This window comes from Nocardia sp. NPDC004573 (assembly GCF_053602135.1).
Map to the genome: position 1 here is coordinate 143,576 of NZ_JBSGDA010000010.1, position 25,821 is coordinate 169,396.

Sequence of the window (25,821 nt, forward strand, 5' to 3'; positions counted from 1 at the left end):
ATATGCGTGCCGTAGTCATCGAACGATTCGGTGAACCGAAGGACGTGCTGGCCATCGCCGACCGCCCGATCCCGGAGCCGGGACCCGGCGAGGTGCGGCTCGCGCTGATCCTGTCGCCGATCCACAACCACGATCTGGCCATCGTGCGCGGCGTGTACGGCTACCGGCCCGAGTTGCCCGCCATCCCGGGCAGCGAAGCGGTCGCGCGGGTCGACGCGGTAGGTCCCGGAGTCACCGAGATGTCGGTCGGACGGCGCGTGACGGTATCCGGTGCGATCAACGTGTGGGCCGAGTATTTCGTGGTCCCGGCCCGCCAGGTCGTCCCACTGCCCGACACGGTCCCCGACGAGACCGCGGCCCAGTTGCTGGCCATGCCGTTGAGCGCGCTGATGCTCATCGACGACCTCGGGCTGCGACCCGGCGAGTGGCTGGCGATCAATGCCGCCAACGGTGCGGTCGGCAGATTGGTGAACGTCTTCGCGCGACAGCGCGGGCTGCACGTGCTGAATCTGGTTCGCGGCCCCGGCTCCGTGGCGGCACTGCGCGAACTCGGCTACGAGCCGGTGCTCGACACCGAGAGCGAGGGCTGGCGCGAGCAGGTCGAAGCCGCCACATCGGGTGCGCCCATCGTCCGGGCGGTCGATCAGGTGGGCGGGCGCGCCGCGGCCGACGAGTTGGCGTTGCTCGCGCCGGGCGGGCAGCTGATCTCCTTCGGCGCGCTCTCGGGTAAGCCGCTGTCGCTCGACCCGGGCAGTCTCATCTTCGGCCAAGCCGTGGTGAAGGGCTTCTGGGGCGCCAAGCGGATCGAGGAGATCGGCGCCGACCAGCGCGGACGGCTCATCGGCGAACTGATCGATCTCGCGGCCCGCGGCGAGCTACGGCTCGACATCGAAGCCGCCTACCCGCTGGAGGCCGCGGCCGACGCCGCTGTCGCCACCGAGACGCCGGGTCGCGCCGCCAAGATCGCGCTGCGCGCTCAGCCCGCCTGACCAGCGGCGAGCACGGCCATCGCGGCGTTGTGCCCGGGAATGCCGCTGACGCCGCCGCCCCGGATGGCGCCCGCACCGCACAGGAACACATTGCGGTGGCCGGTCGCCACGCCCCACCGGGCGGCGGGGTCGGCCGGATCGGCGTCCTCCGGGAGGTAAGGGAAGGCCAGATCCCGGTGGAAGATGTGTCCGCCGGGCAGGCCGACCTCGCGCTCGAGTTCGATCGGTGTCTTCGCCTCCAGGCAGGGCGCGCCGTCCTCGTCTTTCGCCAAGCAGTCGGCGATCGGCTCGGCCAGAACCGAATCGAGTTGCGCCAGCGTGGCGTGCACGAACTCGGCTTTGACCGAAGCATGGTCGGCGGCGAAAAGCTTCGCGCGGGCGTGCAGTCCGAACAGGGTGAGGGTATGCGCGCCCCGAGCGGCCAGATCCGGTGCCAGGATGGTGGGATCGGTCAGAGTGTGGCAATAGATTTCGGCCGGCGGCGCGGACGGTATCCGGCCGATCGCGGCCTCGCCGTAGGCTCGGTCGAGCTGGGCATACGACTCGCCGATGTGGAAAGTCCCGGCGAACGCTTCCCGAGGATCCACTCGGGCGTCGCGCAATCGTGGGAGGCGGCGCAGCAGCATATTGATCTTCACCTGCGCGCCCTCGGGCTTCTGCGGCGGGGCCTCGCCGAGCAACCCGGCGAGGGTATACGGCGCCACGTTCGCCAGCACATGCCGCGCTCCGACCTTGCCGTCTACGTGACCGACTTGCGCTGTCTCGCCGTCGGTTTCGACGCTCGTGACCTCGCACCCGGTGACGATCTCCGCTCCTGCCGCACGCGCGGCCTCGGCCAGTGCGCCGGTGAGCGCGCCCATGCCGCCGATCGGCACGTCCCAGTCGCCGGTCCCGCCGCCGATCACGTGATACAGGAAGCAGCGATTCTGCCGCAGCGACGGATCGTGCGCGTGGGTGAATGTGCCGATCAGCGCATCGGTGAGCACCACGCCGCGCACCGTGTCGTCGGCGAAGGTCGACTCGATCGTCTCGCCGAGCGGCCGCTCGAACAGCGCCTCCCAAGTGGCCGCGTCGTCCACGATGTGCCGCAACGCCTCTTTCGACGGCAGCGGCAGGGTCAGCGTCGGGAAGACCCGCCGGGCCAGCTGCCCGGTGGACGCGTAGAACCGCCGCCATGCCAGGTATTCCCTGTCCGAGCCGGTCAACCGCGCGAAACTCGCCTCCGTCTGCGCGGGCGCCGACGAGACCAGCAAACCGTCTTCTCCGACCGGTGTGTAGGACGAGACCGCCCGCCGCCGCGTCTGGAACCGTAAGCCCAGATCCGTCACGATCGACCGCGGCAACAGGCTCACCAGATACGAGTACCGCGACAGCCGGGCGTCGACGCCCGCGAACACCCGCTCGGACACCGCCGCGCCACCGACCTGCGGCTGCCGCTCGAGCACCAGCACCGACCGCCCGGCCCGCGCCAGATACGCGGCGGCCACCAAACCGTTGTGCCCGCCGCCGACGATCACGACATCGTAGGAGGAGCGCGCCGGCGTCATCCGTTCTCGATAGCACGAATCGGCACCGGATGGACAGCGACGCCGCCGACAAGGGCGAGGAAAACTCCGAACCGATCACAGCCGTGGCGACGGCGATCGGATGACGCGACCTCCACCCTGGCCGCCGATGGCCGCTTCCGGCATCCGGCCGGCGCGCACGGGTAACCGGTCGGCGGAACATCGACGGTGGGCCTGACCTCGCGGATCAGAATTTCGGGCTGCCATGTCGGCAAGGCGTGATAGCTTATGCCGCAAGGGGAGTCTTGATTCTGGGGGGTACTCAGTTGGTTACCGACCATGCTCGGCCGGGGCAAGTCGATGTGCGCGCGCCGGCGGCGGATGCGGTGAATCGCCGGTCTCGAAAAAACGCCGACGAACCGGTGTTGCGGCTTCGGAGGAACGCCTTCTACACGACTGCCGATGACCGGCTCGCGGTTCTGTCGCACCGCGGATTCGTCACCAGAACCGTTCCCGATGCCGAGGGGTGGATGGCCCTTCTCGCCCCACTGCTGGACGGGCACAACACCCTGCGTGATGTCACTCAGCCGTTCCCGCAGCAGCATCGACGTTTCGCGGAGAAGCTGATATCCATGTTGGTCGACCTCGGCGTGGTCCAGCAGAGCTCCGCCGACGACCCGCACACGGATGACGACCCGGAAGTCGATCTCGTCGGCTACTCCGTAGCGGCCCCTGCGGCCGCGCTCGCTGTGCTGCGGGCCGCGCCGACAGTCGTCATCGGCGTCGGCCCGCAGGCCGAGGCAGCCGCCGCGGCTCTTCGGGACTCGGATATCGAGACGACGTGCATCGACCCCGCCGCGCTGGACACGGTCGATTTCCCGGCGTGCCACGCGGTCGCGTGCCTGGCGATCACCGATGCCGATCGCATCGCCGCGGTCGAGCAGTGGTGCCTGCGCAAAGACGCGACCCTGGTGCTGGCGGCGCTCGGGCAGTCGTCCGTGTGGATCGCGCCGCCGGGCGTCACCTTCACCGCAGTGCGTCCGCGCTTGGATGCCGTCGACTCGGCAGCTCCGCAGGCTGATTACGCGGCCGCTCCCCTTGCGGCGGTTGCTGCCTATCTGGCCCGAACTCTGATCCGGTGCACGACCACGATCGATGACGGCAGTACCGGTCGGCGGCTGGCGCGCATCGATACCGAAACATTGGAAACGACCACACACCGTCACCTTCCACTCCGGCGAACGCCGCGACCACCTGATCCGGAGTCATTTCTGCGGCGTCTGGCAACCGTGCGGTCGACGGCTGCGTTGCAGGACGAGGACTTCGCTCGCCGCGCTGTCGAAATCACGGATGACCGCGTGGGCGTCATCAGCACGGTCAGCGAGGGACCACACGCGCAACTGCCGCTCCGCGTCGCCGAAACGGTGGTTGCCGACCCGGCCGGCGAAATCAGCACCGCGATCCGGGCCTTCGGGGTCGGCAAAGACACCGTCTCGGCGCGACTGTCCGCGGCGCGTGCCGCGCTGCGAACATACGCGGCACTCGTGGCTCCACGCGACGGATCCGTATTCGGCTACAGCCTCGATCATCACGCGCCAGTCGCGATGAGCGCGGTCACTGCTTTCGGGATAGCAGGAGCGGAAGCCAAGTATGGGCCGCCGGTCGGCACCGCCTACGGTGACAGCCTCGATGACGCGGTCCTGGCGGGGCTGCTCGATCATTGTCGTTCGATCACCCTCTCGACGGTGCGAGGTCGAGCCGGGTACGGTTCCCGGAGATCGATGCTGCGGTATTCGTCGGCGCGCTCGGCAGTTACTGTCTGTCGGCGCTGGCGGCGATGCGTGTGTCGGTGCAGTTGTTCGCCCTCACCGAGGTTCTCGGCGCACCGGTGGTTGCCGTCCTCGTCGACGGGATCACCCTGGCCTATGGGTGCGGGGTCGACCTCGCGCATGCGGTCGAGGACGGGATCGTCACCGCGACCAGGTGCCGACAGGCGCTCTATCATGACGAACCGGACCACCGTCCTGCCCCGGTGCCCGAACTCCCCGCCGACGTACGCGGAACTCGTGGCGATCCGCCGACGGCAGCCGTGCGGCAGGAGGAACTGGTTCGGTCCTTGCATGCCCGGGGCTATACGTCGTCGTTCGTGTTGCTCGATGATGATCCGTGGGTCAGCGCGGTCATGCCTCACGTGGTTCGCGTCATCGTAAGGAAATCTTCGTGAACAGGGCAGATCGAGCCGAGGAACCTGCCCCTCGCGACGAACCGGCTTACTGGGCAGCGATATTGCTGCAGCACGCCTTGTGCAACCCGGCATGGTTGGTCCGATCATCCGTGCCGGACCCGGCCGAGTACGTCGATACGTTCGCCTGGTCGCCTCGTGACCAGAACACGCCTGGGTGGCGCGCACCGTTGACGGCGTTGACGATGGCGATCGTGCGAGTTCGTCCCGACCGTGGGGCCGAAGGACCCGCGGAGGCATCCATCGTGCTGAACATCCCGACTGCGGACGACCTCCGCACCGCCGATTCGGCCACTCGGTTCGGCGATGTCACCACGTTTCCGGCAAACCTGGTCTTGGAAGGTCTGGATGTCGCCGCGGCCTTCCGAGGTCGCCTGCATGCGGTCCGCTCGGTGATCGACGAGGTCGACCGCCAACTCGACGAGGTTCCAGCCGCGGGCGCTCGGTACCGGCGATTGCGGGATGCGGATACGGCGACGGGTCCGATCCTGCGAGCGTTGCCCGAGCCCCCGGTGTCGTTCGCGTTCCTGCACAAGCAGATGCCACACGAGCGCGGATGGAATGCGGCGAGCAGGGGCGGCCGCGCGAAAGAACCCACCCCCGTCATCGACCTGAGTGTGACGATGAACAGCCGAGTACCGGAGATGACCGCGCACTGGACGATCGACCGGAATGTTCTCTCCGAGAAGGACATCGGCGCGCTCAGGTCGGCGTGGCGGCTGGCGCTGTCGCGGATCGTCTTCGAAAGCTCGAGCACGCACGAACCGGCAATCGGAGGATGACCGACAGCGATGATCAAGGCATGTGAACTCGAACAGATCTTCCATCCTCGACTGCGTCGCCGGCGTACCGCTGAGCGGGTGCACGCGGTGAAAGGGGTCACCTTCGATGTGGCGGAGGGGGAGATCGTGTCTTGTCTCGGCCCGAACGGTGCCGGGAAGACGACGACGTTGCGGATGCTGACCACGCTGCTGCCGCCGACATCGGGGCAAGCGCTGGTCGCGGGATTCGATATCGCGACCGATTCCCGGCAGGTCCGCCGCAATATCGGGTACGTGTCCCAAGCCGGATCGACAAACGCCGCGGCGACGGCGCTCGACGAGGTCACCGATCACGGGATGCTGTACGGGCTTTCGAAGAAGGAAGCGCGCCACCGTGCCGGGGCCTTGTTCGAGCAACTGGACCTGATCGGGCTGGAGAAGCGACAGTGCAAGAGCATGTCCGGCGGGCAGCGCCGTCGGCTCGACCTCGCCATCGGGATGGTGCACGATCCCCGGTTGCTGATTCTCGATGAACCGTCGGTCGGGCTCGACCCGCAGTCGCGTGCCAACCTCTGGGAGCACATCCGCCGGCTGCGCGCTGACCACCGAGCCACCGTGTTGTTGACAACCCATTACTTGGACGAGGCGGACGCGCTCAGCGATCGCGTGATCGTCATCGACGACGGTCGGATCATCGCCGACGACACACCGGAAGCGCTGAAGGCCCGCTATGGAGAAGAAACCCTGGACATGGAGGTAACCGACGTGACGATGGTGGCGGGCACCGTCGCGGCGATTCGCACGCTCACCGAGTCCGGCGACATCCGGGTCGACGGATGTCGGGTGCGGGCCGGCGTCGGTCACGGCAAAACGAATATGCAGCAGTTGATGCGGCAATTGGAGCACGCCGAAGTCGAGTTGCGGTCGGTCTCCATCCACTCGCCCACCTTGGACAACGTCTTCCTGGAGCTCACCGGCCGCTCGCTGCGGGAGGACCGTAGCGGAAGTGGTGCGGTATGAGGTTCGCGCGTGAATGTTTCATCGTCTACCGGCGGCAGATGCGGATCATGTTGCGCTATCCAGGGTGGCTGTTGGTCACCATGAGCAATCCCGCGTTGTACCTCGTTGCGTACGGGCCGTTGCTGTCACCATTGGCCGATCGGATCGGGACCACCGACACGAACGCGTTCTTCGTGCCCGGGATGCTCGTCATGCAAGCGCTCTTCGGCGCTACCTTCGCAGGCTTCCTCGTGATAACGGAATTGCATGACGGTGTTATCGAGGCGGAACGGGTGACGCCTGCCAGCCGTACGGCTCTGCTGGTCGGACGGATACTGCGGGTGGTGACGCTGGTGGCTGCCCAAGCGCTGGCGTTGATCGCGATCGGCTATGTGATGGGTATGCGACCGGCCTTCGGGGGTGTCCTGGCGGGGCTCACCCTGGTGTTGTTGCTGGCTGGAGCGCTCACCGCGGCCTCATGCGCTCTCGGGCTCACGATGAAGGATGCCAACGCGATGTCCCCGATCACCCAGGGCCTCAATATGGTTCTCCTGCTTCTGTCCGGCATCTTCCTGCCGATGACAATCGCCCCGACCTGGCTGCAGGTGATCGCCGGCTTCGTGCCCACCAGGCACATCGTCGATGCCGTCCGTACCTGTTTCGACGGGTCGTTCGACCTCGCAGTGATCGCCCGAGGGGGCACGTTCGCCGTGGTGATCATGGCCGCCGCGCTGTGGTGGGGAACGCGCACGTTCCGTAAAGCGGCTGCCTGACAACGGCAATCGTCACTCTTCGGAACTCATGGGGCGGTAGTGCGGGGCACCAACCCCAACAGCGGCAACTCCGTCGGATCGTTATCGCCGAACACGGTGGCCTCGACGTCGAGCCAGCCGGTGGAGAAGTGCGGCGGCACCCCGATCGGGCCGGTTTTGCCGTTCGGAAGCCGCGGCAACTTGTCCATGCTCACGGCTTCTGGGTCGTCAACGATATAGATCGCCCCCCACACACCGGTGCTCTCGTAAGACACCCACGTCTTCAAGCGAACGCCCGGGAATCCAGTGAAGTCACTTCGCGCTTTGCTCGCCACCCACTTTCGGAGTTCATCGAAAGTGACCGGGTGGTCGAGTTTATGCAGCTTCCAGCCGAGAAACATGAAATACATCGCGGTCTTCCTGTCAAGCGAACGGGTGCGGGTCCTGGTTCAGTTCGGCCGTCGTGAGGGGGCGTGCGAGGTACCCGAGGTGATGCGGGACCGAAAGAAGCCGCGGGATGCCCTCGACTCGTCGATTGGCGTGGCCGAACGCCATCGGGACGGCACCGGGAACGATGGCTCGCACACAGGACAGGTCGGCGGCGGCGTGCTCCGGCCCGGTGAGGTCGACGATGACCGGTTCCATCCCGCTGTCCCCGAGCATCGACACGATGGTGGTGAGCGCTTCGCTGATGTCGGTGATGGCGTCGAGCCGTGCGGGCGTTTCCGGCACACGGCGTACGGTGGCGCGAGGTTCGGTCAGGAAACGCATCCGGTCGAACGCTTCAGGCGCGAAGTACATGTTGGCGTGATCGATCAGCAGACGCACCGACGACGGGTTCGCAGCCAGATCCGTGCACCGCCGTCGGTACTCGGGCAACTCGTTCGATTCAGAGTTGTGTGCGAGCATCGCGCTGACCTCGGTGAGTGCGGCTAGTACGGCCGCACCGGGCACAGGATGTGCCGCGACCGCGGCCTTGGGCCACTCTGTCTCGACATTGACGCCGAGTGCGCAGACGCTCGGTACGCCGTGTTCCATGGTGGTGTCGAATACCCGGGCGTCGAAGCCACGCTCCCGCAAGCCGGCGACGATCAGGCGGGCGTCGGTGGAGAACGTATCGAGATCCAGTTCGGGCACGGGTAAGGAGCCGTACCAGGTGATGAGGAACGCGTCGCGTTCGATCACTTCGAGCAAGGCGTGCAGCGCGGCCTCCTCCTTGCCGGCTCCCAGCGCGGTGCCATTGGAGGTTTCGTGGACGAACCGGGTGTGCGTCGCCGGTGGTAAGCCGAAGTAGACGAGAGTCTCGGGGACCAGGATCGGCCGGCGCTGGATCATCGAGAGTCCCCAGACCCAAGTACAAGGGGTGTCCGGTGTGAAGGGCTGCAGTTTGTCATCGGCGTCGTACGCGGCCTGCGTGGGAAGGCCGGTACTGCGGGGGTCGAGAGCTACTGGCGCCAGCTCGGCGTAGCTGCCGCGAACGACGGTGCGCCTGCCGCGCGGACACAGGTTGGCGTGCCGCTCGAGGGCCTCGAGAATGGCGACTGCTTCGGTGTCCGGGAATCGCCTACCGCGACCAGCAGCGGACTCCAAGGCTCCGTTGGGTCGGCGGAACTGGGCAGTGGTACGGGGCAGCACGTCGGTGTACGTGCGGCGTAGCACAGCTACCAGACCGGTCTCGCTGTCGACGTAGGCGGACTTCAATCGCTCCCTGTCGGTCACGATGTTGCGCGTCCGGAAAGCGCTGGGTTCGACGAAGGGCTCCGATCGCGGGGTGATCTGTGTGGCCTCCGGGGTGTCGGCGGGAAGGGGGTTGCATGCGCAATCTGGCACGGGCAGGAACGGGTGGCGGGAGACCGTGAGGTCGGCGAGATCGATGATGAGCAAGGCACGGAAGGTTCTCGGCTGACGCCCGGTTGCGTAGCGTTGGTGCTCGTCGGCTACGAGGACCGCCACAAGTTTGCCTGCTTGTCGCGTCAGCCATCGCGACGGCTGGTCGTCCAGCGCGGCTCGGTGTTCCCGGATCAGACGCGCATAGATATCGCGCTCGATCCTGGCTTCGGTCCGGCGCACGTCCGCGCAACGCGGACAGCCTGGTTCGCCGGGCAGCTGCAGTGGGCCGATGACCACCCGGCCGAGTTCGGTGTGAACCCCGAGCTGTGGTCGGTCGCCGGCAGCCTCGAGGTGTGTGCTCGCCCATTTGTCGCTGACCGTGAACAAGACCGGGGGCGAGGAGACGTTTATCCGATCAGCGAGCTCTGCGCGGACCGCGTCGGCGAGCACGCCGTCGCCGCGGACCTCGGCTACGAGCGGCGGCTTTTCCGTGGTGGCGGGGATCTTCATGTCGGATTCTCCCGAGATCGTTGTGCGGCGCCGACGACCATGGAGCCGATACCGCACAACTGCCATGGAGCCCGGCGCGTGGCTTCGGCGAGCGCCGCGATGTCGACCGGACCCCAGGCCAAGGCTCCGAGACCGAGCGCTGTCGCTACGAGATACAGGTTCTGTGTCAGAACGCCGGCATTGCGGAGCATCAAGGAATAGCCGATCTGCGCGTATTTGCGTAGTACGGAATCCTCTGCGGCGATGATGAGCAGCGCCTGCGGCATGGCACCACCGAGCGTTGGGCCGATCGGCCGGAGAAACTGCGCGAGCGCGGTGTGCTCGCCGGTTGTGATCGGACACAATGTGTGATCGACCGGGCGATAGTGATAGATCCCTCGTTCGATACCGGTGACCGCGTGCGCCACGAGGTAGATCTCGATCTCGTAAGCCGCGCCGCCGGATGGGTAGGGGCGGCCGGGCGGAGCAGTCCGCGTGCGGTCGCGGGCTCCCGCGGCTCGGAACAGTAGTTCGCCGAGCTGGGTCACCGTGACCGGGTGCGCGTCATCGAATCGGCGGCACGATCGACGATCCTCGAGTGCTTCGGTCAGCGTTATGTCGAGCTCTCGCAAGGACAGTAGATTTGGCGCGTGCAGCTCGATCGAACTGTCCGTAGCGGGCATCGGCCGTACCGGCTGCTCGCGTGCCGACGTGGTCGCTGCGAATGCTTCGGCATGCCAACCACGCCCGGTCAAGGAACTGCGGTGATGGAACCACAGTTCGTGAGCGCTCCACGGGGGCTCGTCCGAGGACGGATCCGCCGCTGGGAGCCGCGGACGGAGATGCTTCGACCAGGCGAGATCGGTGCGGACATGATCGGCGACCGGAGCCGGGAACCCTGCCGGCGACGGAAAGAGCAGCAGCGCGGCGATCCGTGAATCGTGTAGTCGGATATCGCACCAGGACGTCGGATTCTCCGAGACCAGATGCTCGTGGTGGCGTCGCACGATGGTGTATCGCGACAGCTCGAGGTCGTCGGCCCGGGGATGGAATGCGGAGGGCCGATCGAACGGCACCATGGTGTACAGCGATGCGCCCTCCCAGTCGACGGTGACGGCGAGAAGCCCTCGTGCCCACAAAGACCGCAGGACTGCTCGGGCTTCCGCACCATGTACGCGGGTGAGTTCGTCCACTGTGTACGCGCCATCGGCGAGAGTGCGCAGTAGCCCGGTTCGTGCGCGAGACCCAGGTGGAAGTGGGTGGATTCGTGGCCAAGCGATCAGCGCCACCATGTCTTCGCTCTTGGCGCCTGCGGACAGCCCAGGCCGCAGGGAATAGCGCTCACGGAGCTCAGCGGCGAACGGGCGGTCGGTGGCTGTCCATCCCGGAGCAGGTGCCGTCACGAGCGAGCTCCCACCGAGTCGCCGAGCAACCGCCGGATCAGATGTCGCAGATAGTGTTCCTCGTGGGGTGTCACACCGATGCGGTTGCAGAACAGGTGCGCGCAGACATCGAGGATCGGCAACCCAGCGCCCGACGTGGTCGCGGATGTCGGAAGTTCTTGTGGCGCATCGGCTTCTATCACGGCCACGTCGGCGGCGAGTTCGGTGACGATGTCCCACCAGCGAGAAAGGGTGGAGCCGGGGGCAGCGATGACGTCGCGAACCACTTCGATGAGCCTGCCCCGCTGTCCGATGTACCGCTCGTGCAGCAGTGCGTCATAGTCGGCGGCGATGGGACGGAAGGAATCCCACGGGTTGTTCACCGCCCATGTGTGCAGGGTGGGGAGGTCGCGGGTGGCGGCGAGCCACGACTGCAGAATCGCGACCAGGGCGACCGCGTTGAGCTGCCTATCGGACGGAGCGGCGGTCACGATTGCTGTCGCCATTCGGCTGGCTCGGCCGAAGTGCTGCTCGACCGCGGCGATGGCTCGTCCGGTGCCGTACCTGTCGTGTTCTCGTGTGTATGCGATGAACTGCACCGACGGGTGGGGAAACAATGTATCCGAGAAGCGCTGCGCGCCTTCGCGGGCCGCGAGCCGGTGTGCGTACGAGCGGTAGTCACGCTGGGACAACTGAGTTCGCGACGGGTTGACTTCGAAGAAGGTAGTCGCAGCGGAGAGGACACCCCGGCGTATCGTTCCGGCTGCGACGCCGGGGGCCGGCAACAGCCGCAAGCGCACGTGCGGACCGCCATCCCAGTAGCGGAGATAGAACCAATCGCTGATCGAGCCGTCGCTCGAAAGTTGTTGCGTGAGCGGACCGACGAGATCGGTGACCACCGCGTTCAACGAGCCCTGGTAGAAGATGTGCGCACTGACCCACGGTGACGCCGCGGTTCGATCTGCCGAGGACAGGCGGCTTGTCATGGCAGATGCCCAGCGGCGGGAAGTTCGATGACGTACTCCATGACGTGCCTCAGTCGAGAGTTCGCCGGAAGCAAGGGATCGGGTAGGGCTTCCTCGAGAACGATCCGCGGCGTATCGGGAAGATTCCGGAAGGCGTCGAGGGTGGCGACGATGTTGCGGACGTCGACGTACAACGGTTTGCGGCGCTTGTCGAATACCTGCTCGGTCGTGAGATACGCCCGGGCGAAGAACCGCTCGGGGAGCGCGAGTTCGTGCAGCCAACCGGACAGACGGAGCAGGAACTGCCCGTCGGTTTCGGTGCGGTGGGGGCACGGCACGATGCCGGTATCGATGACCCACGCCTGCCGGCAAAAGACCACTGATCCGATGCTGACTCGAGGATATCGGCGCACGCCGGGAGCGACCTCCCGACCGAAGGGCGCGAACGGCGTGACGACGGATGCCCGAAAGGAGTGGAAGGCGCCGAACCACAAACACAATGTCCGCGCTGCGGACGGCAGCAGCCGCGTATCCATCATGCCGTTGTGGACCGGAAGCACCTGAGTACGCAGCGCAGCGGAGTGCAGGCTCAACCGACGGGCGTCCAACCGAATGTGCAGATCGGACAGCGGGAGGCACTGCTCGGCACCGCGGCGCGGCGGGACACCGGGGTAGGCGATCGCGTACGGAGCCGCTGGAGTGCACTGATTGAATGCTGCTCCGAATGTTCCTTCGATCTCCGCGAAGACGACGCCGTCCGGATTCTCGGGGGCGGCCAGCGGCCGCGGATGGTGCCCGGCGCGTTCACGAAGGTGGTGGATACGCGAGCGGTTCCGCCCCCACCCGGGATGCGATGCGTTCAGCACGAATCGGCACTTGCCTCCCGTGTGGTCCGGTTGGACGTAGTACGCCACCGACGCCGATCCGGCCATCTCTTCAGGCCATTGGGCCGCTGAGGCGTACACCGTTTCCGGCGAGAGTTCGATGCCGCCGGGAGTCTCCTCGGCGCGCAGCGCGGCGAGGATCTGCTGACGCACTGAATGCATATGACGCAGCCTCGGATGCTGCCAGGGTGTATCGGGGCGGAGCAACAGGTCGACCTGGCTGCGTATCGACGGCGCTGCGAACATCAGCCGGAGGTCCGCTTCGGCGGCACTGCCGATGTCACCTCGCTGCAGGATCTGTTGCAGGTGCAGGTGCGCTTCGACGAAAGGGATATTGCGATCATCACCGAAGGCATCGGACAACAGCTCATGTATGCAGACCCGTGTGACAGTCAGAGGGTCCAGGGCGGTGACAACGCGGTTCACCGCTTGAAGATCTTGCAGCGGTTCGTCCCACTCCGCTGACGATGCCGGTACGGCCGTTGCGAGCACCGCTGTTTCGTGCACCGGAGACGCGGTGAGCGCCGGCTCGATCGGCGGAAGGTGCAGCCGGTTGCGGATGCCCTCGACATACTGGGTGGTTCGGCGTGACCAGCGCCGGTGACCGGACACGTCACCCGAGGGCGGCGGACTGGCGAGCAGCCGTGCCAGCGCTTGCAAGTCAGCGGTCACAGCCCAAGTGGGATGATGTACCGACAACCACGACGACAGAGCCGTGACCGGGTCCACCGTGGTATCGGCTGCCGGACCGTCCAGTACCAGCACATCGGCATGGATGAGCTTGCCGAACAGAGCGGCTGCGTCGGAGCGGTCGATGCCGAGACGGTTCGACATATCCCGCACTGCTGCGTCGAGCGGACGTGCGGTGCGTGCCGCCCCGAGTTCGGAGATCACGGCGTCCACCAGCGGAGTCACCCGAACGGAGGCGACCGCCTCCCGCTGCGTGACAAGGAGGATGTGCTCGCCGACCCGGGTCGCTGTGGGGTTGACCCGCACAGTCAGGTGCGGCCTGACCCGCGGATGCTCCGCCACTCTTGCGGCGATCGAGCCGATCAGCCGGGCTTCCAGGTCGACGACGAAGTCCGGCGTGAGATTCCGGACCGGAGATGCTGTGGCGTCGCCGGTCCAATCGACCTCAGCCGCAATGGTGAAAGCACTGTAGAGTGTCGTTTTCGTCGCCGCGCGGACGACGAATTTGCAAATGCGTTCCACTTTGCGGCGTTTGGGCGCGATGCCTCTGGTGAGCCAGAGTTCGACCTCGTCGGCAAGGGGCTCGCTGCTGGCCGCGATACCGCGGCGAACACAGTCGTAGCCGGCCAGTCGAGCAAGCACCGTGCTCAGCCGCTCCCGCTCAGCCGCTCCCGCTCAGCCGCGACGGTGTTTTCCAGGTTCGAGAGGGCGTCGTGCAGGTCATCGAGTGTTTGCTGCCAGAGCTCGACCTCGGCCGCCAGTCGCGCCGGAATGGCAGTGCGAAGCTCCGGATTCCATTCGTCCCCGCTGAGGCGGCGCTGATTGTGGATCGTCCGTCGCAGGCCGATGAGCCGCCGACGACGAATGTCGCTCGGGGGCAGTACACCGATGACCTCGTACAGCTGGTCGCTGAGCACCACACCTCGGTCGGTGAGTGCCTTCCGCAAGCTGTGAACCTTCGCGAGTGCAGCGTAGGTGGTGTTCGAGCGGAGGCCGGTGAGCGCCTCGGCAGGCAATGCCGCGATCCTGGCGATCGCCGAAGGGCGAAGCGCCGCGGCCGCGCCTCCAATGGACCTCGAAGGCTGTTCGCGCAGCTGGAAAGACATGATCGCCCAGTCCTCATCGCTCAGATGGAATTCGTACTCGGTGCCGTGACGAAGAAGTAGCGAGCCGGCAGACCCGGTCCCGCTTCACGAAGCGGGACCGGGCTTCGATGTCGGCTGCTCTTACGAGCTGCAGCCGCCACCGGTGTTTCCATCGACCGAGGCGACCGGCTGGCTGCCGTGCGGCGCGGCGTCGCTGGTCAGGGTCTCCACCTGGAGCTCGTCGAGAAGATCGACATCGGCGGACAGGCGGCTGAGGTTGTTGTGTGCGGGCATGATTTCACCCCCCTCTTGCGTCTACCGCAGCGGTGACACACGGCACGGGTCCGTGAGTGGGCATTGGCTACGTCATGCTGCAGATCTTCTGCCGCCCCCCGCTGCTATTCGATAGCATGACCTTTCATATGCTATAGCATATAGTGCCGATTGGGAACCCCCGACGTTGCAGGACCGGATATCGATTCGGGTACCCCTGAGCACGCTCGCCTAGGATTCGACCCGCGGCGAACACTTCCGCTGTCGAACTCCGACCGATGCGCCCACGCCTCGGGAACCACAGGCCCTGCGCAAGAATGGACATGACATGCCGGTCAACGAATATCCGACGGAGAGAACCGGTTTCGCTGAGCGACTGAGAGTGCTCCTCGATCAGTCGGCCACCGACCCCGAGGCGCGGATCACCGTGAAGGAACTGTCGCGACGGACGAGAGCGGCAGGCGCTCCGGTGTCGGAGCCGTATCTGTATCAGCTTCTGGACGGCCGTCGTAAGAACCCATCGCTGGCCGCTGTGCGCTCGATCGCAGCGGCCCTCGAGGTGCCTGCCGCTTACTTCGTCGACACCGCAGACCCCGAGTCGTCGCTCGAACGACCCGCGGGCAACGACCTGTCGGATCTGCAGGACGAACTCCGACAGTTGGATCCCGAAAACCTCCGGCACGCACGCGAGTTCGTTGCGTTCCTCCTCGCCAGGCAACGACTTCGGGATTGAACTGAGCGAGGTCCGGATCCGGAATCGCATGCCGCACCGGGCCGGGCGGCGGCGGCCGTCGGCGTCCGCTCGTCCTAGGCTCCGGTGAGCGGCTCGTCATCCGGCGCGCCGGACATCGTCGGCCCAGCGGACCCGGACAGGAGTCAGTAGTGCCTATCGAGCACGAAGCCAAGATTCTCGACATCGACCCGGATGTGATCGGACAGCACATCGTGGACAAGGGCGGGCGGAAGGTGAGAGAGCGGTTCATGCGCCGCTATGTCTACGACGTCACGCCGGGCGATGCGTCGAAGTGGATCAGACTGCGGGACAACGGGGACGGGACCACGCTCGCCGTCAAGCACATCGTCAGCGACGCCATCGACGGCACCCATGAAGTGGAGGTAGGCGTCGCCGACTTCACCGCCACCAATGCCCTGCTCGAGACGCTGGGCTTCACCGCGAAGTCCTACCAGGAGACCAAACGAGTCAGTTTCGTCCTCGACGGCGCCCAACTCGAGCTCGACACCTGGCCGCGGATTCCGCCGTACCTGGAAATCGAAGCCGCGACCAAGGACGAGGTGATCCGGATCGCCGGACTCCTCGGCTACACCGAGGCCGATCTCACCGGCGAGAACACGATCAAGATCTACGCACGGCACGGCATCGACCTCGACGCCGTTCGCGAGCTACGGTTCTGAGCCGTTATCCGAGGACCACGCGCGGCCGTTCAGCGGATCGGATCTCAGGGCGCACACACCATCCCGTCGAGCCGACCGTCGCCGACCGGCGGGTTCCCGGGTCAGACGACCTCGAACACTCGGTAGGCAATGCCGCCCTCGACGGGATATCCCGAGCCGACGCATACTACATCGTTGAGCCATCGATAGTTTCGAGCGCCGGTTTCGAACACCGGGGTGGTGCGGAAGTAGTAGCTCCCGGGATCGACGAGATGTCGCGTGGCCGGATTCCCCATCCGCTCGCGCACCGGTTCCGGTATGGCCCACCGTCCGCCGTAGGTCATCTGCACCAAGGCGTCGTCGTCGGTGCGCAAGGTCAGCCGGACATCGAGCGTCATGCTCCCGTCCCGCCGGAACGTCGCCCAATCGCCGCCGCCCGGCAGCACCGCGCCGCGCAGCTTCGGACCTTCGAAGGATCCGCCTACCGCACCGAACAGCACCCGGCCCTGTCCGATGTTCAGCGGCGGCGCCAGATCCACCACGACGTCGAACAGCTGCCTGGTCTCGATCCCGGCGATGTCCTGGACCCGTGCGTCCACGTCATCTCCCTCCGAACAGTGTCAGCCGTACCGCGTCGGTGGAGACGCCCGATTGGGCGCACAGCTCCGACAGGTCGAAATGGAAGTACTCTCCTGCGATCAGCCCGTCGGCGAACGCGAAGCGCAGGAACACCGGCAGCTCGGCCCGCCTGCCGTTCGGCTCGACGCCGAATCTGTCGCCGGTCATGGTCATTCGCACCGTGCCCCAGCAGACCAGCGTCTCCCGCTCGGTGGCGTGCCCGCCCAGCTGGACGTCGTAGTCCGGAAACGAGGCGAAGAAGCTTCGTAACGCCGCCGCGTTCGCGTCCAGCCCGCGCGCCACCGTCCCGAACGCAGGCGCTTCCAAGACCATTTCGCCGTGCATGAGCCGCAACGCCGCAGTCACGTCCTGCCTGCTTTTGACCACCGCGAGATTCGTCGCCAGGTCCATCATCCAACCACTACCCACGATTTAACTATACGTTCGACCGTATTTATTGTCTAGATGCCACGGACGAGTCGAGCGTTCCACTCGGAGATGAGCTATGGCCCGGACATCCCGAAGACGGCGACTACTCCTCGCCGGAGTACCTGTGCGACGGGTGAGTTCCGGCGATCAGCTCGAAGAAGTGCTCGGCGAACCAGACGTGCGGCGAGGTCGCGCAGAACGCGGCCGATAGAGACATTTCATCTGCCGCTCATCGGCAAGGTGGTCACGGATCGTCAGGCGGGCCGCGGAGGCCGAGAGGCGCTGCGCCGCTGGGCGGTTGCCTCTGACGACGAGCCGACTCGCATCGACGGACGCGCCGGGGCAGCGGAATCTTCGTGCTAGCCGAAGTACTGGCGGAACCACGCCGTCAGGTCGGCTTCGCTCTTCGGTCCCTGGTCCGGGTGATCGGCGCGCAGCGTACAGAAATGCCCGGCGATCGCGAACTTCTGGTGGACCACGAACAGGCAGCTCGGTCCCAGCGCGGGATCGGTGCTCGGATAGCAGAAGAAGCGGCCGAGGACGTTGCCGTTCTGTCGCCAGGCGTCGTCGCCCGGGTCGCCGCTGCCGCACACATGCCCCGAGAACTGTCCGCGGTTCGCCTCGTACAGGTACATCGCGGACTCCTGGTCCGGGAAGCCGAAGAACTCCGCCGCCGGAAACCCGGCCTTCGTGCCGCAGGCCAGCACCGCGTCCACCGGACCGGGCGGCGGGTCGGCGTGGCGGCAATTGGCCGGACCGAAATCACCGGCCAGGTGGTTGAGCACCGCGTGATCCGCCGGGGTGAAAGAGTCCGGATCCCGAGCCGTCTCGGGAGTACGGAACCCGAAACCGTTGCGCGCGGCCACATAATCGCGGTACGGCTGGTCGGCCGGATCCCAGAGGTACACCGCGGCGGCCAACGCCTGCTCGTCCGTCACCAGCAGCGCCGGGCGCGGCGCGGCGGGATCGTCCGCCTTGCTGAGGAAACACGACTTGCGGCCGACTTCCGCGCCGTCGCGCAGCATCGGTCCATCCTGCCCCGGCGGGTCTCCAGGGCAATTCCGTCCTTGCAGACCGGTCAGCAAGGAGGAGATGTAGCCGCGCATCTGGTCGACGGTGCGAAACCGCAGGAACCGCGCGGCGGGATCGCTCGCGGCCGGATTCGCGGCGCAGAACACCACGGCCACGGTCGGTGCAGCGGGGTTCTCGTGCACACAGTTGGCGCGTTTGTAACCAGATGGGCCCACCAGGGACAGCAGGTCGATGTCCGGGCCGTGTGGAGCGCTCGCATCGGGAACCGCGGCGCCGGTGGTGGGCCGGGTGGACTCCCAGCCGAGCAAGCCGAGCGCGGCGGCCAGAAGGACCACGCCGAGCAAGGCGAGCACACGGAGCAGCCGTCGGCGGCGGGGTCGTCCGCCGTCCCGGCGGCCCGGCCCGGTCGTCGCACCCGATCGGTCCGGTGGCGGACCCCCAGTGGTCGGCGGACCCTTGTCCTCCGGTTCCGTCGGCGTCTCCGGCGAGCGGCTCGAGGCGACCGCCGCCTGCGCGGCCGCGCCGAGCTCCCCTGCCGTGGCGTACCGGGCCTGCGGGTCCTTGGCCATGCCGCGCGCGATCACCTCGTCCAATCGGGCGGGCAGTCCGGGACGGCACTCGTGCGGCCGCGGCGGCGGCTCGAACAGGTGCGCGGAGATGATCTGTGCTTCGGTGTCCTTCGGGAACGGCCGCGATCCGGTGAGGCATTCGTACAGCACGCAGGTCAGGGCATAGACGTCGGCGGCAGGGGTCACGGCGCGGGAGTGGAACCGCTCCGGCGCCATGTAGTGGAACGATCCGATCGCCGAACCGGTGCTGGTGAGGCTCTCCCCCGTGGCCGACTGCGCGATCCCGAAGTCCACCAGGTAGGCGAAGCCGTCCGGGGTGAGCAGGATGTTGTCCGGCTTGATATCGCGGTGCACCAACCCGTCGGCGTGCGCGGCGTCCAGTGCCGCGGCGACCTGCCGGATGATCGCGACCGCCCGCTCCGGCTCCAGCGGCGCCCGCGCGGTCAGCAGCGCGCGCAGGCTGTCGCCACCGACCAGGCGCATATCGATGAAGAGCCGGCCGTCGATCTCGCCGTAATCGTGGATAGGGATGATGTGCGGTTCCTGCAAACGCGCCGCGACATGCGATTCGCGCCGGAACCGTTCGCGGAACACCGGGTCGTCGTGCAGCCGCTCGGGCAGCACCTTCAGGGCGATGGTGCGGTCCTTGACGGTGTCGTAGGCCTCGAACACTTCCCCCATGCCGCCACGACCGATCAGGCGATCCAGGCGATACGGCCCGAATCGCGACCCCACCTCGAGCGTCTGACGTCGCGTCGTCATCTCGTCCTCCGTGACGGGGACCCGGAGAGTGTCCGGCGCGGACCGAGCCGAACGCCTTCCCGGGGCCGTGACCCGGGTTCCTGCGCTCAACTGTAGGCCGCGGCCGATCCCCGCGGCAGGCGTATCGCGCAGCGGGCCGGTCAACCGCCGATTCGCGTCGGCGCAGGTCCCCGGCCTGATGACGCGGCCAGAGCCGGACGACGCCGTGATGTCGGGAAGCGTCTTTGCGGCGTCGTCTTCACCGGCGGCACAGGGCGAACCGATATTCCCGTGCGGACTACCGAGATCACCTTCCCCGGCGTGCCGCAGCCCGTGCGGATGGTCGAGTTCGCGCTGACCGAAGTGCGCACCGTTCCCGGCTTGTTCCGGCCGACCACGTCGAAGCCGTTGCCGAGGCCGAGGTGGCCGCGTTGTTCGCCGACCCGGCCGCACCGCCGTCATGCTCCCGGCCCGGGTGGCCGCGGGCGGCGGTGCAGGGCGAGCTGGATCTCCAGTAGCAGACGGTCGGCGGGATCGTCGAGGTTCATACCGAGGACCTCCTCGACGCGGCGAAGGCGGTAGCGCAGCGTGTTCGGGTGCACGCACAGCACCGCGGCGGCGGCGCGCACGTCGCCGTGTTCGCGCAGATAGGTCTCGACACTGTCGCGCAGGCTCGCGGAATGCTTGCGGTCGTAGTCGAACAGCGCGCGCAGCCGCGGATCGCGCAGTTCCGGCCGCGATCCGACGAGATCGAGCACCTCACCGAGCAGTACCGCGGTCCGCGCCTCGGCCAGGGTGGTCACCCGGCTCGCGGGCGTGGCCGCGCCGCTGCGATCCAGGACCCGATCGACTTCCGAGCGCGCAACGGCCACCCGGCCGAGATCGGGTACCGGACAGGCGATCGCCGCCCGCAGCGACAGCGAGCGCTGGGCCTCGAACTGCTCGATCAGCTGGCGCGTCCACACCGTCACCGCCTGCGGGGAGCGGTAACCGGGCAGCAGCACATAGACGCGGTCACCGAGCGTGGTGGTCACGGAGTCACCGCGAAAAGCTCCGGCCCGCAATCGCAGAACGCCGCCTATGGCGGCCGCCTCGGCGCCCGCCGCCCGCTCGCCCGCTACGAGCGCGAACCCGATCACCGCCGCCGGACCGGTCGACGGTAGGTGCAGCGCGTCGGCGACCGCCGCCGCGTCGATCGCCGATCCGCCCGCGCCGAACAGCCGCCGGATCAGCAGCGCCTCGGTGGTGGGTGCGTCGAGGTTGCGGGAGATCAGGCGTGCCGCGATGGCCGCCGCGCCGCACAGGATCTCGGCGGCGTCCGGGGCGAACGGCCGATCGCCCTGCTGCAGCCAGATCGCGCCGAGCATCTGCGGGCCGCGCGCCCGCAGGTCCGCGGGACGACGGACGCCGATCACCAACCTGCGCTTGATGTTCAGCTCGTCGTGCGCGGGCACGTCGACGACCTCGTCGGTGTTACGCAGCCGATCGAACACGCCCCACTGCCGCAGCAGACTCAGATACTCGCGCGGGCCCTCCCGGCCCAGAATCGAGCGCACGCGCAACTCGTCGGCGTTCTCGTCGGACGCCGAGTACGCGAGCACATGCGACTGCGAGTCCTCGATCGACACCATCCCGCGCGCGTCGTCCGCGATCATCTGCGCCAGCGCGAACAGGTCGATCTCCGCGGCGCCCTGATCAGCATCCCCGCCCACGATCCCGTCCTTCGGCCAAGTCGACAACGCACTTGCCCCATCTTTGTCCGATCGACCCATTCTCCGGGCAGTTTTCCGGTGTTGACTTCCATCTACCGAAAAATCATCCAGACGCAGGAGGTCTCATGGATGCCGTCGTGTCGCCGCCCCCACCGGTCAACGAACCGGTGGGCAGCTTCGCGCCGGGCACGGCGGAACGCGAGCGCCTACGGGTGAAGCTGGCCGAGCTGGCCGCGACACCGACCGAGGTCACCCACGTCATCGGCGGTGCGCACCGCCACGGCTCCGGCGAGCGCATCGCGGTGGTGCAGCCGCACCGGCACGCCGCCGTGCTGGGCACGCTCACCACGGCCGGACCGGGCGAGGTGCGCGACGCCATCGCGGCGGCGACCGCCGCGGCGCCGGGCTGGCGGGCGCTGCCCTTCGCCGAGCGCGCCGCGATCTTCTTGCGCGCGGCCGACCTGCTGGCCGGTCCCTGGCGCGAAACGATCGCGGCCGCAACGATGTTGGGTCAGTCCAAAACCGCCTACCAGGCCGAGATCGACACCCCGTGCGAGCTGGTGGACTTCTGGCGGTTCAATGTGCACTTCGCGCGCCGGATCCTCGCCGACCAGCCGCTCTCGGCGCCCGGGGTGTGGAATCGGATGGACTACCGCCCGCTCGAAGGATTCGTCTACGCGATCACGCCGTTCAACTTCTCCGCCATCGCGGGCAACCTGCCCACCGCGCCCGCGCTGATGGGCAACACCGTCGTGTGGAAACCGGCCGTCACACAGTCGGTGGCGGCGTACTGGACGATGCGACTGCTGGAGGCGGCGGGGCTGCCGCCCGGCGTGATCAACATGGTGCACGGCGCGGGCCCCGAGGTATCGCAGCTGGCGCTGGCCGATCACCGGCTCGCGGGCATTCACTTCACCGGCTCCACCGCGACCTTCCGGCACCTCTGGCGCACCGTCGCGGCGAACCTCGACCACTACGACGCCTACCCGCGTCTGGTCGGCGAGACCGGGGGCAAGGACTTCGTCGTGGCGCACAGCTCCGCCGATCCCGAGGTGCTGAGCACGGCCCTGATCCGCGGCGCGTTCGACTACCAAGGCCAGAAGTGCTCCGCCGCCTCACGCGCATTCCTCCCGCGATCGGTCTGGAACCGGATGGGCCGCGATTTCGTCGACCGGGTGGCCGCGCTCAGCTACGGCGACGTCACCGACTTCGGACACTTCGGCGGAGCGCTCATCGATCGGCGGGCCTTCGCAAAGAACGCGGACGCACTCACGCGCGCCAAGGCCACCCCCGGCTTGACCATCGCCACGGGTGGTCACGCCGACGACAGCGTCGGCTACTTCGTCGAGCCCACCGTCCTGCTCGGCGACGACCCGGGTGACGAGGTATTCCGCACCGAGTACTTCGGACCGATCCTGGCCGTGCACGTCTACGACGATTCCGCCCGCGGCTCGTTCGAATCCACACTCGACCTCATCGACCGGGGCTCGCCCTACGGCTTGACCGGTGCGGTCATCGCCCGGGACCGCGCCGCGATCGGCACAGCCCTCGAACGGTTGCGCTTCGCGGCGGGCAACCTCTACGTCAACGACAAACCCACCGGCGCGGTCGTCGGCCAGCAACCGTTCGGCGGGTCGCGCGCGTCCGGCACCAACGACAAGGCAGGCTCGGCACAGAACCTGCTGCGCTGGACCTCCGCTCGCACGATCAAGGAAACGTTCGTTCCCGCGACCGACCACCGCTACCCGCACCAGGAGTTGTGATGGCCTTCTCCGGACTGCTGCGGCCCGCCCTGCTCGCGGCCTCCCGTTCCCCACGCGTGGAGCGCGCGATCACCCGAGCCGCCACCACGAAGAAGCTGGTCGACCGGTTCGTCGCGGGTGAGACCGAGAGCGACGCGGTCGCCACGGCCTCGGCATTGCTCGGCTCCGGCCGCTGCGTGACCATCGACTATCTCGGCGAGGACACCACCGATCTCGACCATGCCCGCGGAACCGTGGCGCACTATTTGCGGTTGCTGTCGGCGCTGGCCGAGCTGGGCGCCGCGGACGAGACCTCGGTGCCGCGGCTGGAACTGTCGCTCAAACTCTCCGCTTTGGGCCAGTCGCTTCCGCAGAACGGGTACGCCATCGCCCGCGAACACGCCTACGAGATCTGCACGGCGGCGAAGGCGGCCGGGATCTGGGTGACCGTGGACGCCGAGAACCACACGACCACCGACTCGACGCTGTCGATCGTGCGCGAGCTGCGGATGGACTTCCCGTGGCTGGGCACCGTCCTGCAGGCTTATCTGAAGCGCACCGAGGAGGACTGCCGGACTTTCGCAGGCCCCGGATCACGGATCCGGTTGTGCAAGGGGGCCTATCGCGAACCCGCGTCGGTGGCCTACCAGAGCCGCTCCGCGGTGGACGAGTCCTATCTGCGCTGCCTGCGGGTGTTGATGGAGGGCAAGGGCTACCCGATGATCGCCACGCACGACCCGGCGCTGATCGATGCGGCGCTGCGCCACGTGGGGGAAAGCGGCCGCAAATCCGGCGATTTCGAGTTCCAGATGCTGCACGGCATCCGCGACGCCGAACAGCGGCGCCTGGCCGGAGCGGGCCACGCGCTGCGGGTCTACGTGCCCTACGGAGACCAGTGGTACGGCTATTTCATGCGCAGGTTGGCCGAGCGCCCGGCCAACATCGCCTTCTTCCTGCGCTCCTTCGGCCGCGACCGCTGAGCGCTGCCGGTCCGGGAAAGCGGATCCAGTCGCGAAGTGACCACAGACGCCTGCGACGTGGCCGTGCCTCCAGCGGTCGGCCGCCGGAGGTGGACTTCCGGCCGGGGGGCCGCACACCTGAACCGGATCACCAGCACTGGCACGCTTTCGCCGCGACTTGCGATGCCACGCGACCATACTGGCGGAACATACGGTTTCGAGCGAAGCGAGACCGCGCATCTGCCGTAGGCGCCGGAAAAACAAACACAGGAGTCGCATGTCCCTCGCGCAACTACGCGCCCAGATGACGCGCCGCAAGCCGCTCGGCGAGGTCGAGGACGAAGCCGCGGCCGACGAGCAACTGTCGCGGTCGCTCGGATTGTGGCAGCTCACCGCTATCGGCGTCGGCGGGATCATCGGCGCGGGCATCTTCACCCTCGCCGGCGCGGTGGCGCACTCGGTCACCGGGCCTGCGGTGTTGATCTCGTTCCTCATCGCGGGCGTGGCCAGCGCCGCGGCCGCGCTGTGCTACGCCGAGTTCGCCGGGATGGTGCCCAAGGCCGGGTCCGCCTACACCTACGGGTACGTGTCGCTCGGCGAGCTCGCGGGCTGGTTCATCGGCTGGGATCTGCTGCTGGAGTACGTCGCGGTCGCGGCGGTGGTGGCCATCGGGGTCTCCGGGTACTTCAAGTTCCTGCTGGAACAGGTCGACATCACGCTCCCGGAATGGATGCTGGGCGCCGCGGGAACCGGCGAGGGGCACGTCGTCGACGTTTTCGCCATGCTGTTCTGCCTCGGCACGGCGTGGTTGCTCTCGCGCGGCATCCGCAGCGTCGGCCGGTTCGAGACCGTCGCGGTCGGTATCAAGGTAGCGCTGGTCGTGCTGATCATCGTGCTCGGCGTGTTCCACATCGACAGCTCGAACTACACCCCGTACTTCCCGTTCGGCACGGCCGCGGTGTGGACGGGCGCGGCCACCGTCTTCTTCGCCGTGTTCGGTTACGACGCGATGAGCACCGCCGCCGAGGAGTCCACCGAGGGCAAGAAACACCTGCCGAAGGCGATCATCTATTCGCTGGCCATCGCCATGGTGCTCTACGTGCTGGCCACCCTGGTGCTGACCGGGATGCAGAAGTACACCGAGATCAGTCCGACCAGCGGGTTCTCCACCGCGTTCGAGTCGGTCGGGCAGCCGGGCGTGGCGAACATCATCGCGGTCGGCGCCATCGTCGGCATCGTCACCGTGGTGCTCACCTTCATGCTCGGCGTCACCCGGGTCTGGTTCGCCATGAGCCGCGACGGGCTGTTGCCCGCGTGGTTCGCCAAGACCCATCCGGTCCGCAAGGTGCCCACCCGGGTGACCTGGATCGTCGGCATCGGCTCGGCGCTGATGGCCGGGTTGCTGGACATCACCGTGGTCGCCGAGCTGACCAATATCGGCATCCTGATGGCGTTCATCGTGGTGTCCGTGGCCGTGATCGTGCTGCGGCGCACCCGCCCCGACCACCCGCGCGAGTTCCGCCTGCCGTTCATGCCGGTCGTGCCGCTGATCGGCATCGGGTTCTCGCTGTACCTGATCTGGTCGCTGCCCTGGGAGACGTGGGCGCGGTTCGTGATCTGGCTGGTGGCCGGTCTGCTGGTCTACTTCGGCTACTCGCGCACCCATTCCGAGCTCGAGCGCGGCCGCCGCGCCACGGCCGAGGGTTCCGCGTCCTCCTGAACGCCGATCCACTGGAGAGGTTCGCAAGCGGTATCCATTGCGGAATGGTTGCTCGACTGCA

Annotated in this window: 24 protein-coding genes; 10 read left to right on the top strand and 14 right to left on the bottom strand. The window is 67.3% G+C overall.

The genetic code is table 11. The features are described from left to right. The first annotated feature begins 2 nt into the window (after positions 1–2). Positions 3–989, top strand: a complete 987-nt coding sequence (locus tag ACWEKR_RS18310; RefSeq protein ID WP_452355450.1) for a zinc-binding dehydrogenase — start codon at positions 3–5, stop codon at positions 987–989. Here the strand turns inward: ACWEKR_RS18310 and ACWEKR_RS18315 are convergent. From ACWEKR_RS18315 to ACWEKR_RS18325, 3 genes are read right to left on the bottom strand one after another with little or no spacing between them, the layout of a single operon-like run. Next, entirely contained in the window at positions 977–2,536 is a 1,560-nt protein-coding gene (locus ACWEKR_RS18315) for a phytoene desaturase family protein (protein WP_452355451.1), read from the bottom strand. The genes ACWEKR_RS18310 and ACWEKR_RS18315 overlap by 13 nt on opposite strands. Next, positions 2,533–3,720, bottom strand: a complete 1,188-nt coding sequence (locus tag ACWEKR_RS18320) for a hypothetical protein (protein ID WP_452355452.1) — start codon at positions 3,718–3,720, stop codon at positions 2,533–2,535. The genes ACWEKR_RS18315 and ACWEKR_RS18320 overlap by 4 nt, the downstream gene beginning before the upstream one ends. 39 nt (positions 3,721–3,759) lie before the next feature. Then, positions 3,760–4,215 carry a hypothetical protein gene (locus tag ACWEKR_RS18325; RefSeq protein ID WP_452355453.1) on the bottom strand — a complete coding sequence of 152 codons (456 nt, stop codon included), beginning with the start codon at positions 4,213–4,215 and terminating at the stop codon, positions 3,760–3,762. A gap of 134 nt (positions 4,216–4,349) precedes the next feature. Here ACWEKR_RS18325 and ACWEKR_RS18330 point away from each other — a divergent pair, with 134 nt between their 5' ends. The 4 genes from ACWEKR_RS18330 (at position 4,350) to ACWEKR_RS18345 (ending at position 7,269) form a co-directional block, all read left to right on the top strand. Then, positions 4,350–4,718, top strand: a complete 369-nt coding sequence (locus ACWEKR_RS18330) for a hypothetical protein (protein ID WP_452355454.1) — start codon at positions 4,350–4,352, stop codon at positions 4,716–4,718. A 212-nt stretch (positions 4,719–4,930) separates the two neighbouring features. Then, a complete protein-coding gene (locus ACWEKR_RS18335) occupies positions 4,931–5,518 on the top strand; it encodes a hypothetical protein (RefSeq protein WP_452355455.1) in 588 nt (195 codons plus the stop codon). Between the two features lie 9 nt (positions 5,519–5,527). After that, on the top strand, positions 5,528–6,517 hold the full coding sequence (locus tag ACWEKR_RS18340; protein ID WP_452355456.1) for an ATP-binding cassette domain-containing protein: 990 nt from the start codon (positions 5,528–5,530) through the stop codon (positions 6,515–6,517). Continuing rightward, positions 6,514–7,269, top strand: coding sequence for an ABC transporter permease (locus ACWEKR_RS18345; RefSeq protein ID WP_452355457.1), 756 nt, complete (start codon positions 6,514–6,516; stop codon positions 7,267–7,269). The genes ACWEKR_RS18340 and ACWEKR_RS18345 overlap by 4 nt, the downstream gene beginning before the upstream one ends. A 26-nt stretch (positions 7,270–7,295) precedes the next feature. Here the strand turns inward: ACWEKR_RS18345 and ACWEKR_RS18350 are convergent, their stop codons facing one another. From ACWEKR_RS18350 to ACWEKR_RS18380, 7 genes are all read right to left on the bottom strand, one after another. Next, positions 7,296–7,658 carry a hypothetical protein gene (locus tag ACWEKR_RS18350; protein WP_452355458.1) on the bottom strand — a complete coding sequence of 121 codons (363 nt, stop codon included), beginning with the start codon at positions 7,656–7,658 and terminating at the stop codon, positions 7,296–7,298. Between the two features lie 13 nt (positions 7,659–7,671). After that, positions 7,672–9,588, bottom strand: a complete 1,917-nt coding sequence (locus ACWEKR_RS18355) for a TOMM precursor leader peptide-binding protein (protein WP_452355459.1) — start codon at positions 9,586–9,588, stop codon at positions 7,672–7,674. Beyond that, on the bottom strand, positions 9,585–10,970 hold the full coding sequence (locus ACWEKR_RS18360) for a SagB family peptide dehydrogenase (RefSeq protein WP_452355460.1): 1,386 nt from the start codon (positions 10,968–10,970) through the stop codon (positions 9,585–9,587). Before ACWEKR_RS18360 ends, ACWEKR_RS18355 begins: the two co-directional genes overlap by 4 nt. Beyond that, positions 10,967–11,935, bottom strand: a complete 969-nt coding sequence (locus ACWEKR_RS18365; RefSeq protein ID WP_452355461.1) for a lantibiotic dehydratase C-terminal domain-containing protein — start codon at positions 11,933–11,935, stop codon at positions 10,967–10,969. Before ACWEKR_RS18365 ends, ACWEKR_RS18360 begins: the two co-directional genes overlap by 4 nt. Next, the gene (locus ACWEKR_RS18370) at positions 11,932–14,130 is read right to left on the bottom strand and encodes a lantibiotic dehydratase (protein ID WP_452355462.1); all 2,199 of its coding nucleotides are present in this window, start codon (positions 14,128–14,130) and stop codon (positions 11,932–11,934) included. Before ACWEKR_RS18370 ends, ACWEKR_RS18365 begins: the two co-directional genes overlap by 4 nt. 5 nt (positions 14,131–14,135) lie before the next feature. Further along, entirely contained in the window at positions 14,136–14,504 is a 369-nt protein-coding gene (locus tag ACWEKR_RS18375) for a hypothetical protein (RefSeq protein WP_452355463.1), read from the bottom strand. Between the two features lie 210 nt (positions 14,505–14,714). Then, entirely contained in the window at positions 14,715–14,867 is a 153-nt protein-coding gene (locus ACWEKR_RS18380; protein ID WP_159839920.1) for a hypothetical protein, read from the bottom strand. A 307-nt stretch (positions 14,868–15,174) separates the two neighbouring features. Here ACWEKR_RS18380 and ACWEKR_RS18385 point away from each other — a divergent pair, with 307 nt between their 5' ends. Next, positions 15,175–15,579: a hypothetical protein gene (locus tag ACWEKR_RS18385; protein ID WP_452355464.1), complete on the top strand. Its 405-nt coding sequence runs from the start codon at positions 15,175–15,177 to the stop codon at positions 15,577–15,579. Positions 15,580–15,728: 149 nt separating this feature from the next. Further along, entirely contained in the window at positions 15,729–16,259 is a 531-nt protein-coding gene (locus tag ACWEKR_RS18390) for a class IV adenylate cyclase (RefSeq protein WP_452355465.1), read from the top strand. Between the two features lie 101 nt (positions 16,260–16,360). On the opposite strand, the gene ACWEKR_RS18395 is transcribed toward ACWEKR_RS18390, so the two are convergent. The 4 genes from ACWEKR_RS18395 to ACWEKR_RS18410 all read right to left on the bottom strand — a co-directional run bounded on the left by ACWEKR_RS18395 (position 16,361) and on the right by ACWEKR_RS18410 (position 21,339). Further along, the gene (locus ACWEKR_RS18395; protein WP_452355466.1) at positions 16,361–16,837 is read right to left on the bottom strand and encodes a DUF3237 domain-containing protein; all 477 of its coding nucleotides are present in this window, start codon (positions 16,835–16,837) and stop codon (positions 16,361–16,363) included. Position 16,838: 1 nt separating this feature from the next. Continuing rightward, entirely contained in the window at positions 16,839–17,285 is a 447-nt protein-coding gene (locus ACWEKR_RS18400; RefSeq protein ID WP_228830371.1) for an ester cyclase, read from the bottom strand. A 359-nt stretch (positions 17,286–17,644) separates the two neighbouring features. Continuing rightward, entirely contained in the window at positions 17,645–19,648 is a 2,004-nt protein-coding gene (locus tag ACWEKR_RS18405; protein WP_452355467.1) for a serine/threonine-protein kinase, read from the bottom strand. A gap of 437 nt (positions 19,649–20,085) precedes the next feature. After that, positions 20,086–21,339 (bottom strand): PucR family transcriptional regulator, encoded by a 1,254-nt coding sequence (locus tag ACWEKR_RS18410; RefSeq protein WP_452355468.1) that lies wholly within the window; start codon positions 21,337–21,339, stop codon positions 20,086–20,088. A 125-nt stretch (positions 21,340–21,464) separates the two neighbouring features. On the opposite strand from ACWEKR_RS18410, the gene pruA reads away from it, so the two are divergent. The 3 genes from pruA (at position 21,465) to ACWEKR_RS18425 (ending at position 25,760) form a co-directional block, all read left to right on the top strand. Beyond that, entirely contained in the window at positions 21,465–23,102 is a 1,638-nt protein-coding gene (gene pruA, locus ACWEKR_RS18415) for an L-glutamate gamma-semialdehyde dehydrogenase (RefSeq protein WP_452355469.1), read from the top strand. After that, complete coding sequence (locus ACWEKR_RS18420) at positions 23,102–24,061, top strand: proline dehydrogenase family protein (RefSeq protein WP_452355470.1); 960 nt, start codon at positions 23,102–23,104, stop codon at positions 24,059–24,061. Before pruA ends, ACWEKR_RS18420 begins: the two co-directional genes overlap by 1 nt. Positions 24,062–24,317: 256 nt before the next feature. After that, positions 24,318–25,760 carry an amino acid permease gene (locus tag ACWEKR_RS18425; protein WP_452355471.1) on the top strand — a complete coding sequence of 481 codons (1,443 nt, stop codon included), beginning with the start codon at positions 24,318–24,320 and terminating at the stop codon, positions 25,758–25,760. The last annotated feature ends 61 nt before the right edge of the window (positions 25,761–25,821 follow it).

Coding starts and splice junctions, on each gene's coding strand:
- ACWEKR_RS18310 (WP_452355450.1), top strand. CDS start 3: ATGCGTGCCGTAGTCATCGAACGATTCGGTGAACCGAAGGACGTGCTG.
- ACWEKR_RS18315 (WP_452355451.1), bottom strand. CDS start 2,536: ATGACGCCGGCGCGCTCCTCCTACGATGTCGTGATCGTCGGCGGCGGG.
- ACWEKR_RS18325 (WP_452355453.1), bottom strand. CDS start 4,215: ATGATCGAGCAGCCCCGCCAGGACCGCGTCATCGAGGCTGTCACCGTA.
- ACWEKR_RS18340 (WP_452355456.1), top strand. CDS start 5,528: ATGATCAAGGCATGTGAACTCGAACAGATCTTCCATCCTCGACTGCGT.
- ACWEKR_RS18345 (WP_452355457.1), top strand. CDS start 6,514: ATGAGGTTCGCGCGTGAATGTTTCATCGTCTACCGGCGGCAGATGCGG.
- ACWEKR_RS18350 (WP_452355458.1), bottom strand. CDS start 7,658: ATGTATTTCATGTTTCTCGGCTGGAAGCTGCATAAACTCGACCACCCG.
- ACWEKR_RS18355 (WP_452355459.1), bottom strand. CDS start 9,588: ATGAAGATCCCCGCCACCACGGAAAAGCCGCCGCTCGTAGCCGAGGTC.
- ACWEKR_RS18365 (WP_452355461.1), bottom strand. CDS start 11,935: ATGACAAGCCGCCTGTCCTCGGCAGATCGAACCGCGGCGTCACCGTGG.
- ACWEKR_RS18380 (WP_159839920.1), bottom strand. CDS start 14,867: ATGCCCGCACACAACAACCTCAGCCGCCTGTCCGCCGATGTCGATCTT.
- ACWEKR_RS18385 (WP_452355464.1), top strand. CDS start 15,175: ATGCCGGTCAACGAATATCCGACGGAGAGAACCGGTTTCGCTGAGCGA.
- ACWEKR_RS18405 (WP_452355467.1), bottom strand. CDS start 19,648: ATGACGACGCGACGTCAGACGCTCGAGGTGGGGTCGCGATTCGGGCCG.
- pruA (WP_452355469.1), top strand. CDS start 21,465: ATGGATGCCGTCGTGTCGCCGCCCCCACCGGTCAACGAACCGGTGGGC.
- ACWEKR_RS18420 (WP_452355470.1), top strand. CDS start 23,102: ATGGCCTTCTCCGGACTGCTGCGGCCCGCCCTGCTCGCGGCCTCCCGT.
- ACWEKR_RS18425 (WP_452355471.1), top strand. CDS start 24,318: ATGTCCCTCGCGCAACTACGCGCCCAGATGACGCGCCGCAAGCCGCTC.